Below are 17,014 nucleotides of genomic sequence, written 5' to 3'. Positions count from 1 at the left end.
GATTAACCCAGTTCGCAATCGTTGATTGCCTGCATAACAATGTCAGTTGTGATGAGATTTACTTTGTGTGTATCACCTATGAGTATGGCTGCATTACAGTATTTATTAATTAATCTGGGTGTGCCATCAGCGGCATTAAGTATAGCTTCAATAGCAGCTTCCTCAAAGATGGTCTGATTACAGCCTGCACCTTTGAGCTTCTCATATATGTAGGCTTTTCCTTCATCTTTTGAAAGTCCATCGAGATTATAATTCATAACAATACGCTGCTTTAATGGTTCATGAATCTGTAACTGGAGAGTTGAGTTAAGTTTTGGAAGCCCGGCAAGTAAAATGGCGGCACGATCTCTGGAATCCATCTCAAAATTAAAAAGTATTTTTAAATCATTTAAGATGGCATTGTTAATGTAATTGGCTTCGTCAATGATGATTACAGGCGTCTTTCTCTTTTCAATGGACAGTCGGGTGATTTCTTCCTGAATAATACGGAAGTTATCAGGTTTTTTAAAAGCAGGCTCATTACCGAGTTCTTTTACCAGATTTCTGTAGAAATCATTAGGCGTAAGGGTTGATAATGAAGAATAAACAACCTTATAAAGTGAGGGATTCAGAGTTGAAGCCCAGTTTCTTATGGCTGTTGTTTTACCTCTGCCTGCACTTCCTGTAAGTATGCCAAATCCTTTGGTTTTTGCAAGATAATCCAGTCTGAATAAAGTTTCTTTGTATTCAGATGTATTAACAGGGATTTCTTTGGAATTCTTTATAAACGGATTGAATTCCAGACCATATCTTGTAAAATAGTCCATTATTCTTCACCTCTGCATAAATGTATTTTTTCACGTTTGATAAATGCATTTTCAGTTTTGTTAAGAAGTCTGATTGGCGTCAGAGTGCCATCAGATTCCATAATAAATATATCTTCAAAATCAGGAGAATATCTCAGTTTAATACGTTGCTTTGCAAACCTGCAGTCAACCTCGTATTCTATCTGGTCAATTACAATAACACTATCGGAAGATACACGGCGTTCAATTTCAAGAAGAAAATCTTTTTCTATTTCTTCGTCTGATAAGCACCTTATATGGTCAGGTTCAGAAAAAAATCTGTCCTGAGGTGATAATCCTTTCAGTGAAGAATGGACAGACTGATTATACTTCTGGACATAAGCTAAAAGGTTACCACGAAGTTCATCAAGGGAATGAAAATCCCTGATATCAAGAGAAGACATCCACTGGTCCTTCATGGTGCGGAACCATCTCTCGATTTTGGCTTTCTGGGTTGGAGTATAAGGCTGGTCATAATGAATAACAGAGCCAATACGGGCAGCCAGCAGTTCCATCTGTTTGTTTTTATAGCTGGAACCGTTATCAAAGTTAAAAATCTTAGGACGGCCATATTTTGCAACAGCAGATTTAATGACAGACATAAGATTTACAAAGTTATCATTAAAAAACACATCAATACCAACAATAAATCTGCTTGCATCATCTATAAGTGCAATGATATAAACCTTATGTTTTTTACCATCAGGAGTTTTCAGATAAGGACCAACACTTGAATCACCACACCATACTTCATTTATGTGAGGTCTTTCATAGCGGCGCATATCCTGATTGCTGGTTGTTTTGAGCTTAAGAGCCAGGAGATTAATATATCTGTTAACCGTGGATTCAGATACATCCCCTTTTTTGATGCTTCCGTTTTCGTGAAGCTGTCTGTAGATAGCAGAAGCAGACATGTGTGGATAGTTGGTTTTGAGATATTTAATCTGTTCCTGAAGTTCATAATCAAGCTTACGTGGTATGCCCTGGTCTTCCCTTCCTGAAGGTATAAGGGAATCAAAACCCGAATTCTTATAATTGCGGTACCATCTTTCGAAAGTGGCCGGAGCATAGTGTTTAATGGAGCCATCCGGATGAATAACGCATAAGTGCAATTGCCTGTTTCTTTTCCTGATCCATTTGTGGGTCCTCCTATGTTTTTTCTTAAGTATAAGAAGAAACGAAAGAAAGGTCGTGTAAAGTTATGTGGTATTAAGAAAAAGAATATTTGGTATATTTTTAATCTGCATAAACTGCCTGTTAAAGTGCGAAAAACAGGAGAAGACAAATGCCGGAACATCTGTAAAGGAGATTCTTTCGCTAAGCAGTTTCTGTTTCCAGCAAAGAAGATATTTTCTGATGATGGCATGAATACAGCTTTCATCAATGGAAGGGCAGCTGTTCATAACCGGTTCCTGGGACTGATGCTGTTCGTAATTATGAATAATGGAAATATGATTTTCCAGGGAAATCTGGGAATAAGGAATCATGGAAGATAAAAGTATGGCATGTGTATGTCCGCAGCATTCACATTTAACGCGGCAGATACGAAAGCATACTCTGCCTGAACAGGTCTTGATATAGCGATGATAATAGCCGTGTACAGACAGACATCCGGAATGACCGCATGGACAGGTAAGGCGGTGAAACTGGAGATTATTTATCAATGAATTATAAAAATTTGGTGTTAAAGTATTGTTTTCTTCTACTAATATTGTTATCATAACTTTGCTGAAGTTGTGAGCATGCTCATAACTGATGGTTGAGGCAGGAAACCGAACTGTGGTAGGGGCTGGTTCCTGCTTCCTTTATTTATGGGTGACTAGGCTATAATAACAGAAGGTACAGGCTAAAACAATCTGACGTATAATACATCAGAATAATTTGGTCTGTACCTTCTTTTAATTTGAATGATTTTTGCGTAATCGAGAGTAGGTAATTTGATGAATAACAGAATCTCTGAGAAAGTCTATTGCAGATTCTGCTAATAATGAAACACCAGAATCAGCAAAGCTGCAGTTATATAAAGATGTAACTGCAAAGTATCATCCGTATGTACCAAAACTTAGCGATGGGTTATATGACTATATTCAAGCATATGCATTTTATGATGATGTTTCGGGAGAATCGCTATTCCATAATCTTAAACAAGTATATAATAAATTGCTATCGTTCAAAGCTTTGGGGTATCCTTCTTTAAAGGAGGCAATTCCACAAAGTATGCCAATGGTACAGATAACAAATACAAATGAAAACAAAGTTGATATCAATATTTCCTTTAGTGATGTTAGAAAAGAAATTGAAAATATGTCGGCATTGCCAGATGGCGAAATAGAAGAAATTTTGAATAAGATAAATGAGTTAGAGAAAATTGTTAAATCTTCAGATCGTAAATCAAAAAAGTGGGAGAATGCAAAAGGCATTGTTAAGTGGATAGCTGATAAAGGTGTAGATGTAGGGATTGCATTATTACCATTGCTGCTACAGATTAAGTAAAGATACATAAGTAAGTGGTGTTGCCAATTTTACAGTGGTAAATTCTTTACCCCACTTTTGACAAGGTAGAAGTATTTTCGCTATGTAGTATAAAATAAAACTCAAGGGGAATATTGAAACCGTTTGTCTGCTTTCAAAGAAACCTTGATTTTCTGCGGTTTGTGGGATAATAAAGAAAGATAATGGACGTGTGTTTTCTGGTCTTTTGAATGAAACATTTGAATATTGAAGCAGTGGGGTGTTTTGAAACTCTGCTGAATAATAGGCTTTTGCTAAATGGTATCACTTTTGCGAAAATGTATGATACTTCTCGACAGAAGCCTTTTTATATAAAGATAACTTGACTTCCAAATCTTACTGATGTAATATTTATACAAGTGCAGCAGATTCCAATGCAAAATTTTTTTGCTTTGAAATCTTACGCATGTAATAAAAGAGAAGGAGGAATATGAAACAGAGAATAGAATTTAAAAAAGGAAATTTTTTTATTCTCAAATCTTACGAATGTAATATTTGAGAATGGAGACGAACATTGAAAATAGAATATGACCATATCAGCAATGAAAATAAATGGAGGTCAATATGAAGAAAGGAAAAAGCAGAATCAAGCGAAAGAAAACAAGAAGCAGGCTCCTATGGATTGTGAGTGCTGTTATAGGAATAGCTGCGGTAATTTCTGCAGTATGTGTGGCAGGAATGTTAGCAACAAAGGGAAATGTCTGGAGGACACCGGAAGAACTTTTGGTGGAGTACATGGATTATATTCCAAAACAGGAGTACCTTCCGAGGATAATAGTGAGGAAACATGGCACACACCCCGTTTGACAGCAGAGGAACGGGAAGAAATGTATGGAGGCGAATGATGGAAGATGTAAATTGGCTGTTGAAGAAATGGGGATTTTCGATTTTGATGTTGCTAATTGCGGTAATAGCAGGAGTGCTTTGTTGGGGAAAGCAGCACACGGAAGAACAGAAGGCGACAGAAGAAGTGTGGGAGCCTCCGGTGGAAATCAAAGACAGTGAAACGATAACGAAAGAAGAAAGTGATACGGAAACTTCTATAGATTCAGCATATTGGTTTATTCCGCAAGCCAGTGATTGTCTTATTTCTGATGAGGAAAAGCAGCATCTGCAAAGCATAGCTTTGGCAGCGGCAGAATCAGTTAGCGGGATATATAAAGATGTTGAAATTGTGGATGAGTCAAGTTACTTTTCTGGCATTAGTGAATTTACTAGCGAGCAACGAAAAATGGTGGTGGAGGAATTGGGGAAGAGTGGTCTGGTAAGTGTGGAAGAAGATACCAATATGCAGAACCATGAGGAAGTAGAAAACTTTTATGCAGATTATCAGAATGGTCAGGATTCGATGGTTACAATATTTGATGTGCAGCGGGATGGGCTGATTGGAGTAATAACTTTTATATATAGGGAAGATAAATTACAGACCTATTATATTGGAATTAAGTGGAGGAAAGGTGGAATACCCGAAATACAGGGAACTTCCATAAGTAATGTGACAGAAATTAAACTTACAGAAAAAGGGTATTTTATCTACGCATATGAATATGTGATTACACATGCAAGTTTGAGACAGTATTGGAGAATAGAGCCGCTTCCGGAAGACTGCCGGAAATTGACGCAAGAATACATATCAGGACTAAGCTATGTGAATTATAATGTGCTTGTCACAAATTGGGACAGCAGTAATGTAGAGGATATTCTTATGCCTTGTATGTATGAAGATATCTATCGGATTTATACAGGCGAAAATCTCAAAACTAAAGATTGGAAGATTCCGGCAGAGGAATATGAAAGGATAATGACCACTTATTTTCCGGTATCTATAGAACAGTTGCGAGAACATTGTGGATATGATAAAGACAGCAACAGTTATGAATATGAAATGATTTATGCCAGCCCGTATCCACCTTTTGGAGAAGTAGTAGATTATACGGAAAATGTGGATGGAACGCTCACACTTATCGTGGATGGTGTATGGCCGGATTATAATTCTGACCTCGCTTTTAGGAATACGGTTGTAGTTCAGCCGTTTGAAGACGGAACTTTCAGGTATCTTTCTAATTCTATAGAGCAAATAGAATTGGAATTGCCGCCAATAGCAAAATCACAGCAAAGGTGATTTCGAAGGAAAGGATAATTTTATGGTATTAAAGAAAATGAATATTTTACTGATTACGGCATTTCTGATTGGGTGTTGTGTGTGTGCCTGTGGGAAGGAAGATAGTATTACAAGCGAAACTCTTGAGAAAGATACAGAAGAGGTATCTTCCACAGAGGAAACAAAAAGTGCAGAGGAAGAGGCTACAGAACAGTGGGAAAAGGGCTACAATCTTCCCGTGGACGAACAGGAAGCGGTGGAAGCTGAAAATGACTGTATAGAAATGATGGAACGTATTTCTGACATTTATGGAGATGCAGATAAAGGAGCAGCTTCTAATGTTGTTTTGGAAGATGAAACAATTTTTAAAATGCAGAAGAAAATAATGGAAACAGGATGTCCGGTTGCTACATTGGTTTTGTATTCTAATATGGGAAATTATGAAAATGTAGATAAATTTCTCAATGAATGCATGGATGGGAAAAGCGGCGCTGTAGTAATTTATGAGATATATGATGATGGTGGCGTAGGAAGAATGAAATTTATTTTCGATGGAACAGATATGTACATCGTAAGTACAAGAGGCGTTTGGAATGATAATAATACACCAGGAACATCATACATTTCTTACACCAGAATCAAAGAGTGGAAATATACGGGTAAAGGGTGGTTTTGTTATGAACTATGTGTACCAGAGTATCCGGAAGTAACTGAGATGGTGGATGGGAGCTGTCTGATCAGAGTAAAGCCAATGACAGAGGAACAGCGTGAAATGTCTGAAAAATGCGTGCGTGGTCTGGGATATCAGGGAAATAACCTCTTATGTTCCAATTGGGATACAGAGCATATGGAAGAACTGGATTATAATGGGATATATGAATATCTGTATGCAATGAAATACCAGGAAAAGTTTAATTCTGAGAATTACCCAAATGGAATACCAAAAGAGGAATTTGAAAATTTAATTATGGAGTATCTTCCGGTGACGGCAGAGCAGATACGGGAATATGCAGTATTTGATGAGGAAAACCAGACTTACGCTTGGGTGCGTCTTGGTTGCCTTAATTATGCACCAACGTTCTTTGGTACTTCTTTGCCAGAAGTAATTGATATAAGAGAAAATGGAGATGGAACAATTACACTAACCGTTGATGCAGTTTGTGATATGGTTATATGTGATGATGCAGTTATAACTCATGAACTTACGATAAGGTTTGCAGAGGATGGCAGTTTTCAGTATTTAGGGAATGAAATTCTGAATGACGGAATTATGCACATACCAGACTACCAATACCGAATTAAAGAATGATTTGATAATAGTTGTGTTTTGTGGTAATCTTACAGATGTAAGAAAAGGAAGGAGGACACATGAAGAAATTAAAACTAGTTGGAATATTGGCAGCAGTTGTATTAATAGGCGGTGTGATTTCAATTCCGCTTATAAATAACCACACTGCTTATAAAGTGGAAAAGAAATTATGTGAAACACCACTGCCAGAGAAAACGGAATTGATAGAGTCAATATCACGGGCAGGGAAGCTGACAGGTAACGGAAATGGAATGCAGTATTTCGGAGCAATTTTAATTCGAAGTGATTTGTCTTTGGAAGAATTGGATGCTTACTATTCAGGGTACAGAAGTAATGAGTGGGAATATCTTGTAGATATCCAAGAAGGACAAGAGATTGAAGTGGTCGATCATAGTACATTGCAATTTGCGGAGCAGATAGAGAGTAAAGGATATTACATTGTGTATTCGTGGGGAGATGGGAATTCTTTGCTGAAAGAGATAGATATTCGTGGACACTAAAAAGGAGCAAGATGAATTATGAAATATATTTCCAAAATCAGTAAAATCAGTAGCTTCATATTTTACATATTTCTATTGTGCCAATTATGGCATTTATGCCAATATGGAAGGATGGTGTAAAAATGATTATAAAGTCTATTATGACCGATGAAGATAGAAAAGCATTAGAGTATATGCTTTCGTTAGAATATGCTATGCCATATCAATTACTTAAGACAAAAAATAATAGAAGGAAAATTATTTATATAATGACACCAGTATTATTTTTGTTATCAATCGGCTGCTATTTTGTAAAGAGTTATCCGATGTTTTATGTGGAAATGGGGATTTCTATTATTGCATTGATTTGGATTATTTGGTTTCAATCTAAGGGAAAAAAATTTGAAAATAATGTCCATGAATTTGTATGGAATAAATCAAGATATAACAAAGTGGAAATTGATGTTCAGGGAATAAAATTAGAAGATAAAAAGATCTGTGAACTTAAAGAAATAGATAGAGTCTTTTTGTACAAAGGTTTTTTCTTTCTCATAACGAATGAAAAAAAGTTACTTGTACTAAAAACAGTAGGTGTAGAGACAGAAGAACTTATTAAGATTATTAAAGAAGCTGATATCTTATTTGAAAAAAGAGAAGAACCATTTAATATTTATGAATATTGCAAAAAGTAGTAGTTAAAAAAGAAAAAACAATTAATAAGATAATGGAAAAAAACGAGTAAAAGTTAATTCTACAGTTAACCTTTACTCGTTTTTGTTATTTCTGTGATACCCAGATATTCATGTCTGACAAGATAGACATGGTTATTTCAGTTGCGTTGCCTCCGGTAGCATCTCTATCGGCTCCAATATTTGTGGCAAAAAAGTATGTATTATCTTCCGTTTCGACAAAGCCAACAAACCATCCATTAATATCCTGACCATTTACACGGCCAGTTCCGGTCTTTCCGTAGAATGTTCCGGCATCGGAAGCTGAAAGGCAGATGGCATCTTTTACTGCATTGATATTTTCAGGGGCGAAGCCGAAACTGTTATTCTGTAGCTTGGTTAAAAGTTCGACCTGTTCTATTGGAGATATTTCCAAGGAGGATTCCATCCAATAAGAGGAGAAATCGCCACTCATGTTTTCGTTACCATATCCGATTTCTTGAACATAGCTGTAAACGTCAGAGGCTCCAAGCTGTTCATCTACTGTTTGAAAATACCAATTCACAGAGGAGTTCATTGCAGATTGTAAGGTCTGATCTGCGTTCCATGCTTCAAATGGATAGGTTTCTCCATTCCATGCAATGAACGAATTTTCCGGTGTAATGACGCCTTCTTCCAATCCGAACAAAGCATCGTATATCTTGTAGGTGGAGTTTGGAGCAACCCGTAAGGTGGCATGCTCCATGTCATGTATACTCCATGCATCGTTTTCCAAATCGTATAAAACAAAGCTGCCTTCGTATTCTCCGAAGTATGTGGAGAGGTCTACATAGGAAATATTCTCAGAAGAGGAATCCCATTGGTAGTGGCTTCCATCTGCTGCGTATGTAGAAATAAAAGGTGCGAATCCAAGGAGAAGGACAGCAGTCAACATGAATGCAGTCATACCTTTTACTCTTTTTATAAATGTCGGCTTCTCATAAGATGCAATGTTGATAATTCTCCGTTTCATCTGCTTCATGTTTCCACCAAGACCGGCGGCAAACGGAAATGGAGTAAGTGAAATCTTTTCCGCAAAATTGATCAGTGTATTACCATAATCTGCATAATCATCCTCCTCAAGCATCTTTAAAACAGAGGTGTCACAGGCAACCTCTCTGTCATTACGCATTTCTTTCAGAGCATACCAGACAAGAGGATTGAACCAATATATTACTCCGGCAAAGTTCATTAGATAGTTGGCAATAGCATCTTTGTGCTTATAGTGCTGTAGCTCGTGTAACAGCATGTATCGCATGTCCGATTCGTTATAATCTGAGATGAGATGAATCGGCAGATAAATACAAGGTTTCAAAAGCCCAACAATAATCGGAGATTTCAAAAATGCAGTACTGTAAACATGGATATTTCTGTTAATTCCCATTTCTTTCATACATCGATGATATAGTTTTCGGACTTCCGGGTTCTGAAGGGGAAGTGCAGATTTTTTCAAGTTCTGTAAGCGGATAGAGGATTTGATTACCAATATAATCATTGCAAGGATGCCTACAAGCCATATTCCAAATAGTATGTATCCGATGCTGGATGGAGTCTCACTATTTACCGAAAGGGCAAAGTCATTCATCCAGTCTGAATTTCCGGCTGGATTGATCCCCGCAGCTTCTCCTATGGCGGTTCTGGTGCCAGAAGTAGGAGAACTTTTCAGGCTACTGAGCCACGAGAGGATTTGCGGAAACCCAATTAAACGGAACGGTATAAAAGGAACTACTAACAATCCAAGTAGCAGGAACCACAGATTATACTGCATCCGGCTGGATAGGTTGCCTTTGAATATCCGCTTGGCTATCAAAAGAATTCCGATGATACCGCTGATAAATACATTGCATATTAAAAAGCGTATCATAAAATTAGCCACGTTAATTTCCTCCTTTTTTTGACCTCTTGGAAAGAAGGGAACGTAGGGTGTCTATTTCTGTTTCAGACAGTCTGTCATTTTCTATATAGGCAGACAGCATGGCAGTGATATCCCCGTCATAGTATCGTTCCAGAAAAGAGTTGCTTTCCTGGCCGATGTATTCGCTTTCTTTCACGACTGGGGTATAAACAAACACTCGGCTCTGTTTTTCATAAGTCAGAACGCCTTTTGTTACGAGACGTTTGATTAAAGTCTGTATCGTCTTAGGACTCCAGCTTGTGGTCTGTAATAATTTATCTGTTATTTCATTGGTACTGATCGGTGCATGTTTCCATACGATTTTCATAACTTCAAATTCAGCTTCAGAAATCTGTGGTAAATCGCTCATTTCAAATCCCTCCTTAAATCTTACGGCTGTAATAAATATATTATAGACGTTATTTATGTGGTTGTCAATTTCATAAAAAACATATTGACTTGAAATCTTACTCGTGTAATAATTGAAATATTACAAGAGTAAGATTTGGAGATGGCAACAAAAAGAAAAGAACCAGAATCACAACGGATTAGCTGGTTCCTTTATTCGTTTGAATTACCTCTTTTATGTATGAGTGCTAAGAGGTATTCAATTTCTGGAAGAATCTCGGCTGCCTCTTGCTCATCACATTCCTGTAGCATCAATAACAGTTTTTGTTTTTTCACCCCATCCGTAGCAGTGTCAGGGTGGAAAATACGGTCTGCATGAATGTGTAAATAAGCGATGATCTGGCACAATACTTCGAACTTGGGATTACCACGGTCGTTTTCAATATTTAGTATTGTACGCTCATCACAACCTATTTGTTCAGCTAATGCTGCTTGAGATAGATGGGATTCTTCTCTGGCAGCCCGGACTACCTTCGCAAGATTTTTTACATAGTCATGCATTACAATTCACCTCAGTGCTAGTTTACACTACAGGGTAAATATTATGAATTACAATAGAGTACAGGTGTAAGATGAAACGAACTACACCATAAAAGGAGAAATTACATGGAAGCAAGGAAACAGCACAGAATACGATGTTTGTTGAAGTTACTGAAATTTGTTCATGGATAAAAACGCATTGATAGGTGTATCGCAATTCACAGAACGATAGAATTGCGATACACCTATTTTATATTTCAAGAGAAAATAAAAAGGAGGCTCATGATGAAAGAGATGGAAGCAAAGACAGAAAACAGATATGAGTACAGAAAACCACAGGAAAAGAGGAAACAGATGATAGCACCGGATTTATTTGAATTTGCATATGTACCGGATTGGTACGGATATTTAGCGGAACTGGAGAGATTGGCATTGCCGGAATCATGGAAGTTCCGAAAGCCGAGCCGGGAAACAAAGAATGCAGGCACCCCCATTTTAGAACGTTACATACATACAATTTTTCGCAAGCAGGTTATTGACTTTAATTCAGAAAGTGATCCAAGAAAAGCAGACAGTATTTTTCATTTGGAAAACAAATGTGTCTGCTTCCATACTAGATTATACACACCTCAGTACAAGGGGATTTATGGTTATTTTGAAAGAAACAATTTTTCGGATTCTTTAAGAGATTGGTATTTTATAGGTTTTTGTGATGAACTGTCTCCAAAGTTAAGATACAAAGCGTTTTCTTGGCTACGATACGGATGAAACGGGGAAGCTGGTAATCAATAGGACACAGGAGTCGATTGTGGTTCGGCTGTATCAGGAATTCATGGACGGAAAAACAACCGATTACATCAAGAGGATTTTTGAACGGTAAGGTGTGAAAAATTGGGATGGCGGTACGAAGTGGCAGTCCACAACCTTAATGAGTATGTTGGAGAATGAAAAATACAAGGGTGATGCCTTACTGCAGAAAAGTTATACGGTGGATTTCCTCACCAAGAAACGTACACAGAACAAAGGGGAAATTCAGATGTTTTATGTGGAGGATGACCACGATGCCATCATTTCAAAGCGGATATGGGAATGTGTACAGCTTGAAATAAAACGCAGGAAAAAGTATCTGGAGGAGCATGGGACAAACTCCTATTCCCACCGGCCGGAAAGCAATCCATTTGCATCCAAGATAATTTGCGGAGACTGTAATAAAGTATTTGCACGGAAAGGCTGGCGGAGCAGTACGGGAGTTGACCGTAAGGTATGGCAATGCAGTGAACGCTACAAGGTCAAAGGAGTTATGGGATGTGCCAACCGCCACGTAGAGGAAGAAACGCTGATAAAGGCTTATCTGATGGCTTGGAACGCATTGGTGGAGAACCGAGAGGACTTTATGGAGCAGTGGACGGAACAGCTGCAGAGCGAGAACCTCTTGGAAAGTTATCGGGCGGAGAAGTTCATAGAATATACCGATGGGGCAAAGCCTTTGACGGAGATGGATACGGACTTCATGCTGAAAACACTGGACCACATCAAGGTTTTTGAAGATGGAACATTGTTGGTGGTCTTCTTGGACGGAACGGAGATTGAATGTAAAAATGGAGAGGAGTAAGAAAAGATGTCGATTGGGAGTTGCGATTCCTGATCGGCTTTTTTTCTTGCTCTTTTTTGGATAGTAAAATGTAGGTGGATATGGTAGAATAAATCCAAATAAAATATAAAGTCGAGGCAAAATATGACAGAAGAAGAAAATAAGATTTGTAGGAAGATACACGTACATTTAATTGATATCCTTGGAAAAAGTATTGAGCCAGATATTTTTGCACAGACATCAATTACACAGTTGGGAAAATATTATTTTAATAAATTGTTAGATGTAGATAATGCGAGAGATGCTCTTGTAAAAGCAGTTATTCGTACAATAGCACCAAAGAATTTAAAATTTGACAGTATGGATGATTATTATTTGGGATGCTGTAAAATTCTAGGAATTGAAAAACTTCCAAAAGAGCAGTTCACAGCGGTAAAAGAGCAGTATGATGAATTGATTGGAACGAGGTATACGAATCTGATTACAAGAATAGATTCTGAAATTCAGCACATTAATCAAGATTTACGAATAACGCAAGATCGAATGAAGGAATTACAAAGAAGAAAATCTACATATTCTTTAATGCGAGATTTGAGTGATGATGAGACAGAAGTACTTACATCCGCAAAAAAGTGTAATTCTCTTAGGACGAGAAAGGCGATTATTCAATTTGAAAGGCAGTACTTGCAGCAGTCTTTAGCAGAATTATGTAATTGTGAGACTGCAGATGAAATTGATGATAAGTTAAGGAAAAAGGCATTATATTTATCTACAGATACAATAGTCAATGCTGAAATGGAGTTTTCATCATATCGCAGTATTATAGAGATAGTTGAAGATGATTTGGATAGACCATATGCATTGTTCTATAAAATTAAAATATATGTTATAGGTGAAAAGCCCGGAAAAATTTTTATATGACTTCGTACACAAAAACAGAGGAAGAACGTATAAACGAATATCGAGAATTCATAAGTAAAGTTCCGGCAATAGATGATATGAACTCCCAGAAGGAAGTGGATAAAGAAGGTTATCTTCAAACTTTAAAGAAATTTATATCTGATTATGCACTATTCGAAGAAGTTAAAATAATGATTGAAGAGAGTGTTTGCTTAAGGAATCGGAAAGATATACTGAATAAATGTTTGACCTTATTTCAAAATAGTGACTTTGAAATGTTTAATCATGTTGTTCCAATACAGATTGAAGGCATGTTTGCTGATTATTTGATGGATAGTACAACATTTAGACGATTCACAAAATTAGAAATGTATACCAGTGCAGTATTGCAAGAGAAGATACAATATTTGTTAGATATAGGAGATGAAATCTATACAGAAGTTGTTGAATACTTCATGTATTATTTTAATAATATCATTCGTAATAAAATTGCACATGGAAACTATAGGAGTATCTTCAAGGATGTAATTGATGCTGAGATTTTTTCAATTGAGTTGTTATTAGATATGTGTACATTGATTTATATGACAATTCGAAAGAGTGAAACGGAAAAAATGCATAGGTTTATTCATGGTTATCAAAAACATTATGCAGAACGGATAGCAGGAGAACATCCTCATTTTGGTGCATTTTTTAATGATGTAATAGGACAAAAAACAATACACAGTTACGATACGATTGAGAGATACAGACCGCTACAAGTTGCATATTGGTTAATAACCCCTTATTATGAACATATTTATGAAGCTGTCGAAGATAAGACAGATTTGTTAGAATTACGGGCAGATTTTTTAAGTAAGGATTTTTGGGAATATACGCTAGACAAATTAAACAATGTTATTAGTGAAGGGTTTGACTATTTATGTATAAATGATGAATTTGGATCGGTTGTAAATGCTTTGTTTAAATGTAATATTGGTAGTGATGTGAAGGTAATATTAGGAAAGGTGAATAGAGCCTTTTCTGAGATAAGAAAAATGTCAGATTAGTTGCTGAACTATTGAAATTTTTAGCGTTATAGGATAGAATATAGTAAAATGAACTGACAACCATATTCTGAAACAATCAGAATGAGCAACCGATGAAATTGCTCTGTCAACTTTTGGACCTGATAAGACATTTGTAGGGACGAAATTTGGCAGAGCTTTGTTTATTTAATAGAAAAATTTATTTGTGTTAGAAGGGAGTTGATATTATGATTCCATATCCTTTAGAAGAAGATTATATAAAGGAAAAATGTGTTTTGTTTGTAGGTGCGGGAATTTCTTCACGCATAAAACGGGTTGACGGTACAAGTGTTCCAAATTGGAATGAGTTTGTAAAACAACTCGTTGAATATGCATATAGACGAGATTATTTTGATGCTACAGAAAAACAAATTTTATTAGAAATGCTTAAAGATAATAAGTCTATCTCTGTGGCACAAATAGTAATTGATGAATTGAAAAAAACAGAATTTCAGTCGTTCCTGTCTGAGATGTTTCATGGATTAGAACCAAATGACCCAATTTACCCGCTTCTTTGTAAAATGAATTTTCGGGCAATTGTAACAACTAATTTTGATACTTTAATTGAAGATGCATTTCAACGATATGCACCTAAAAAGATTAAAGCTTGGACTCAAAATGATATTAGTGAAAATTTATGTCAGATTGAAGATAAGTTTTTATTAAAATTACATGGAACATATGAACGTCAGGCAACAATTGTATTAGGGCTTCAGGGATATTTGGAGTGTATATATAAAAATCAAGTAATGCAAGAATTGATGGAGTCTTTGTTATTGACAAATACATTTCTTTTTATTGGATATAGCATGTCAGATCCAGATATGAATGAATTGATTGATTATATAAACGCTATAAGTAGTGGAAATAATAGAAATCATTATATGGCAGTGGAAAAGGGGAAGTTTTCAAGTCTTGAAAGGAAATATTTACGTAAACATAAAAATATTACTATTATAGAGTATGAAAATAAAACTGGTTCTCATGAGGGGATTCTGGATTTATTAGAAGAACTAAAAAAAAAGAAAAACCCATAAGTGAATCACATATTATTGCTCCGGTTTATGCTAACTTAGAATTAACCATTGCTGCTATTAATGTTAATTTGCAAAGGGATTATTTAACGTATGCAAGTTATGAAAAACTAATCAAAATATATGAATTTCATATTAGTAAATATGAAGTTCAAACAGAAAATTACTATTCATTTGAAATGGCAAAATTATATAAACAGGTTGCTTATTTAATAATTAATACCGGTAATATTGAAAAATTTAAAGAGGCAGAATCATATCTTGAGAAAGCAATTAATATTGTTGAAAATCTATTTTATGCGTCTCAAGATTACGTTGAATTGTATTGTGGAATATACTACTTGTATTCCATTGTGTTTGAGCATAGAGGGAACATTGAAAAGGCATATAGGATATGTGTTGACGCTATACATGATATTTCTAAAAAGAAATATATTTTCAATAGTTCAGATACATTAACAAGACAGTTATATTTATTGACAAAAGATAAGGATATCATAATCGATATTAATAAGACATCTACAACTACAGACTTATTTGAAATGTTTCAAAATAAAAGACGGCTGTTTCAATTTTATCTTCAGATGAATGATAGTAAAAATGCAACAGAACTTCAAAAGGAATTGGAAACTATTATTCGACTTCTTGGTAAAAAATTAGATAAAATATATGTTGGAATGTATTATAAGGATATGGCAAAATATTATTTTTTGACAAAGGAGTATGATTTGAGTAAGTCATATTTTAAACGAGCTATGAGTCTTTTCAATAGTTTTAAATTTGAAGGTCAAAAAAAAATGCTTCTTTTAGATAATGAGCAATATAGGTATGAAATTATTGATACTTAAGGAGGTGGAGTCTGTGAATAATACAATAGTTATACATCAACCAAATTTTCTTCCAAGGATGAAAGTGTTTATTAAAATTGCTATTTCAGATATATGGGTGATTTATGATAATGTTCAATATGTGAGACGAGAGTGGCAGAATAGGGTTTTCCTTAGAGATTCAGAACAACGTCCTGTTTTGTTTACTGCTCCGATAGAAAAAGCTGATTATTTTGAAAAAATAAATAATATCAAGTTGAAAGATACACGTTCCTTAAATGAACATTTGTATAAGCATTTTCAGTGTAACTATTCAAAAGCACCATATAATAAGTGGGTATTAGATTATCTAGAACTTTTAATAAAAGAAACGTACAATATATTTGATTTAGCTTCATATAATGTTAGTTGCATGAATATTGCCTTTGATCTTTTAGGATTTAAACCGGAAGAAAAATATTCATCAAAAATGGGGATTGATTCTACTGACCGTAATGGAAAACTAATTGAGTTATGTATTAAGAGTAATTGTACTAATTATGTATGTGGTTCTGGGGGAAAAACGTATATTGATGAAGATGTATTTAAACAAGCGGGGATTAATATAATATATTACGATTATTCCAAAATTATTCAAGGAGATACATATGGTTTGAAAGATTATCGCAATAACTCCTTTTTGGATTTTATTGCGTATAATGGGCCTGACGCATTGTATAATCTTATTATTGAAGAGAAAAAAGAGCAAATAAAACAATATATGTAAGGAGACTAACTATTAAAAGTCAAGCCCTAAAATGATATTTTTTGAATAAAGTACAGAAATGTATTTTTAGATATATTTTGAACTCAGTTAGAGTTCTTTGAACCTTGAAAACTGCA

The 17,014-nt window shown here is 35.5% G+C and carries 18 protein-coding genes and 1 pseudogene; 13 read left to right on the top strand and 6 right to left on the bottom strand.

Features of this window, described 5'->3' with window-relative positions; translation table 11 throughout:
- Positions 1-2 precede the first annotated feature (2 nt).
- The 3 genes and pseudogenes from H8S01_RS12950 to H8S01_RS14545 form a co-directional block, all read right to left on the bottom strand.
- Positions 3-806, bottom strand: a complete 804-nt coding sequence (locus H8S01_RS12950) for an ExeA family protein (protein ID WP_186837453.1) — start codon at positions 804-806, stop codon at positions 3-5.
- Positions 806-1,924, bottom strand: a pseudogene (locus H8S01_RS12945) (DDE-type integrase/transposase/recombinase); the annotation flags it as partial. The pseudogene H8S01_RS12945 and the gene H8S01_RS12950, both read right to left, overlap by 1 nt.
- Positions 1,925-2,023: 99 nt before the next feature.
- Complete coding sequence (locus H8S01_RS14545) at positions 2,024-2,545, bottom strand: hypothetical protein (protein ID WP_420323507.1); 522 nt, start codon at positions 2,543-2,545, stop codon at positions 2,024-2,026.
- Between the two features lie 496 nt (positions 2,546-3,041).
- Between H8S01_RS14545 and H8S01_RS12935 the strand changes: the two genes are divergently transcribed.
- The 6 genes from H8S01_RS12935 to H8S01_RS12910 all read left to right on the top strand — a co-directional run bounded on the left by H8S01_RS12935 (position 3,042) and on the right by H8S01_RS12910 (position 7,916).
- Entirely contained in the window at positions 3,042-3,317 is a 276-nt protein-coding gene (locus H8S01_RS12935; protein WP_186837451.1) for a hypothetical protein, read from the top strand.
- A gap of 582 nt (positions 3,318-3,899) precedes the next feature.
- On the top strand, positions 3,900-4,142 hold the full coding sequence (locus H8S01_RS12930) for a hypothetical protein (protein ID WP_243204392.1): 243 nt from the start codon (positions 3,900-3,902) through the stop codon (positions 4,140-4,142).
- 37 nt (positions 4,143-4,179) lie between these two features.
- Complete coding sequence (locus tag H8S01_RS12925) at positions 4,180-5,457, top strand: DUF6070 family protein (RefSeq protein ID WP_186837450.1); 1,278 nt, start codon at positions 4,180-4,182, stop codon at positions 5,455-5,457.
- A 22-nt stretch (positions 5,458-5,479) separates the two neighbouring features.
- Positions 5,480-6,745: a DUF6070 family protein gene (locus tag H8S01_RS12920; RefSeq protein ID WP_186837449.1), complete on the top strand. Its 1,266-nt coding sequence runs from the start codon at positions 5,480-5,482 to the stop codon at positions 6,743-6,745.
- Between the two features lie 59 nt (positions 6,746-6,804).
- Positions 6,805-7,245 (top strand): hypothetical protein, encoded by a 441-nt coding sequence (locus H8S01_RS12915; RefSeq protein WP_118371773.1) that lies wholly within the window; start codon positions 6,805-6,807, stop codon positions 7,243-7,245.
- A 122-nt stretch (positions 7,246-7,367) separates the two neighbouring features.
- Positions 7,368-7,916, top strand: a complete 549-nt coding sequence (locus H8S01_RS12910; protein WP_117482133.1) for a hypothetical protein — start codon at positions 7,368-7,370, stop codon at positions 7,914-7,916.
- Between the two features lie 85 nt (positions 7,917-8,001).
- Here H8S01_RS12910 and H8S01_RS12905 read toward each other — a convergent pair whose 3' ends face one another.
- The 3 genes from H8S01_RS12905 to H8S01_RS12895 all read right to left on the bottom strand — a co-directional run bounded on the left by H8S01_RS12905 (position 8,002) and on the right by H8S01_RS12895 (position 10,734).
- Complete coding sequence (locus tag H8S01_RS12905) at positions 8,002-9,807, bottom strand: BlaR1 family beta-lactam sensor/signal transducer (protein WP_186837448.1); 1,806 nt, start codon at positions 9,805-9,807, stop codon at positions 8,002-8,004.
- Position 9,808: 1 nt separating this feature from the next.
- Positions 9,809-10,195, bottom strand: coding sequence for a BlaI/MecI/CopY family transcriptional regulator (locus tag H8S01_RS12900; RefSeq protein ID WP_004059103.1), 387 nt, complete (start codon positions 10,193-10,195; stop codon positions 9,809-9,811).
- A gap of 191 nt (positions 10,196-10,386) precedes the next feature.
- Positions 10,387-10,734 (bottom strand): helix-turn-helix transcriptional regulator, encoded by a 348-nt coding sequence (locus H8S01_RS12895; protein WP_186837447.1) that lies wholly within the window; start codon positions 10,732-10,734, stop codon positions 10,387-10,389.
- A gap of 264 nt (positions 10,735-10,998) precedes the next feature.
- Here H8S01_RS12895 and H8S01_RS12890 point away from each other — a divergent pair, with 264 nt between their 5' ends.
- The 7 genes from H8S01_RS12890 to H8S01_RS12860 all read left to right on the top strand — a co-directional run bounded on the left by H8S01_RS12890 (position 10,999) and on the right by H8S01_RS12860 (position 16,898).
- On the top strand, positions 10,999-11,481 hold the full coding sequence (locus H8S01_RS12890) for a DUF3825 domain-containing protein (protein WP_243204390.1): 483 nt from the start codon (positions 10,999-11,001) through the stop codon (positions 11,479-11,481).
- A gap of 115 nt (positions 11,482-11,596) precedes the next feature.
- Positions 11,597-12,325, top strand: a complete 729-nt coding sequence (locus tag H8S01_RS12885) for a recombinase family protein (protein ID WP_330605623.1) — start codon at positions 11,597-11,599, stop codon at positions 12,323-12,325.
- Between the two features lie 123 nt (positions 12,326-12,448).
- Positions 12,449-13,225, top strand: coding sequence for a hypothetical protein (locus H8S01_RS12880; RefSeq protein WP_186837446.1), 777 nt, complete (start codon positions 12,449-12,451; stop codon positions 13,223-13,225).
- Positions 13,222-14,253, top strand: coding sequence for a hypothetical protein (locus H8S01_RS12875; protein WP_186837445.1), 1,032 nt, complete (start codon positions 13,222-13,224; stop codon positions 14,251-14,253). Before H8S01_RS12880 ends, H8S01_RS12875 begins: the two co-directional genes overlap by 4 nt.
- A 206-nt stretch (positions 14,254-14,459) precedes the next feature.
- Positions 14,460-15,308, top strand: coding sequence for an SIR2 family NAD-dependent protein deacylase (locus H8S01_RS12870; RefSeq protein ID WP_186837444.1), 849 nt, complete (start codon positions 14,460-14,462; stop codon positions 15,306-15,308).
- Between the two features lie 68 nt (positions 15,309-15,376).
- Entirely contained in the window at positions 15,377-16,153 is a 777-nt protein-coding gene (locus H8S01_RS12865) for a hypothetical protein (protein ID WP_186837443.1), read from the top strand.
- Positions 16,154-16,166: 13 nt separating this feature from the next.
- A complete protein-coding gene (locus H8S01_RS12860) occupies positions 16,167-16,898 on the top strand; it encodes a WbqC family protein (RefSeq protein WP_186837442.1) in 732 nt (243 codons plus the stop codon).
- The last annotated feature ends 116 nt before the right edge of the window (positions 16,899-17,014 follow it).

Origin of the sequence: Lachnospira hominis (ex Liu et al. 2021), assembly GCF_014287955.1 — a bacterium.
In the GTDB taxonomy this organism is placed as follows: domain Bacteria; phylum Bacillota; class Clostridia; order Lachnospirales; family Lachnospiraceae; genus Lachnospira; species Lachnospira hominis.
This window is presented reverse-complemented; position numbering and strand designations above follow the sequence as displayed.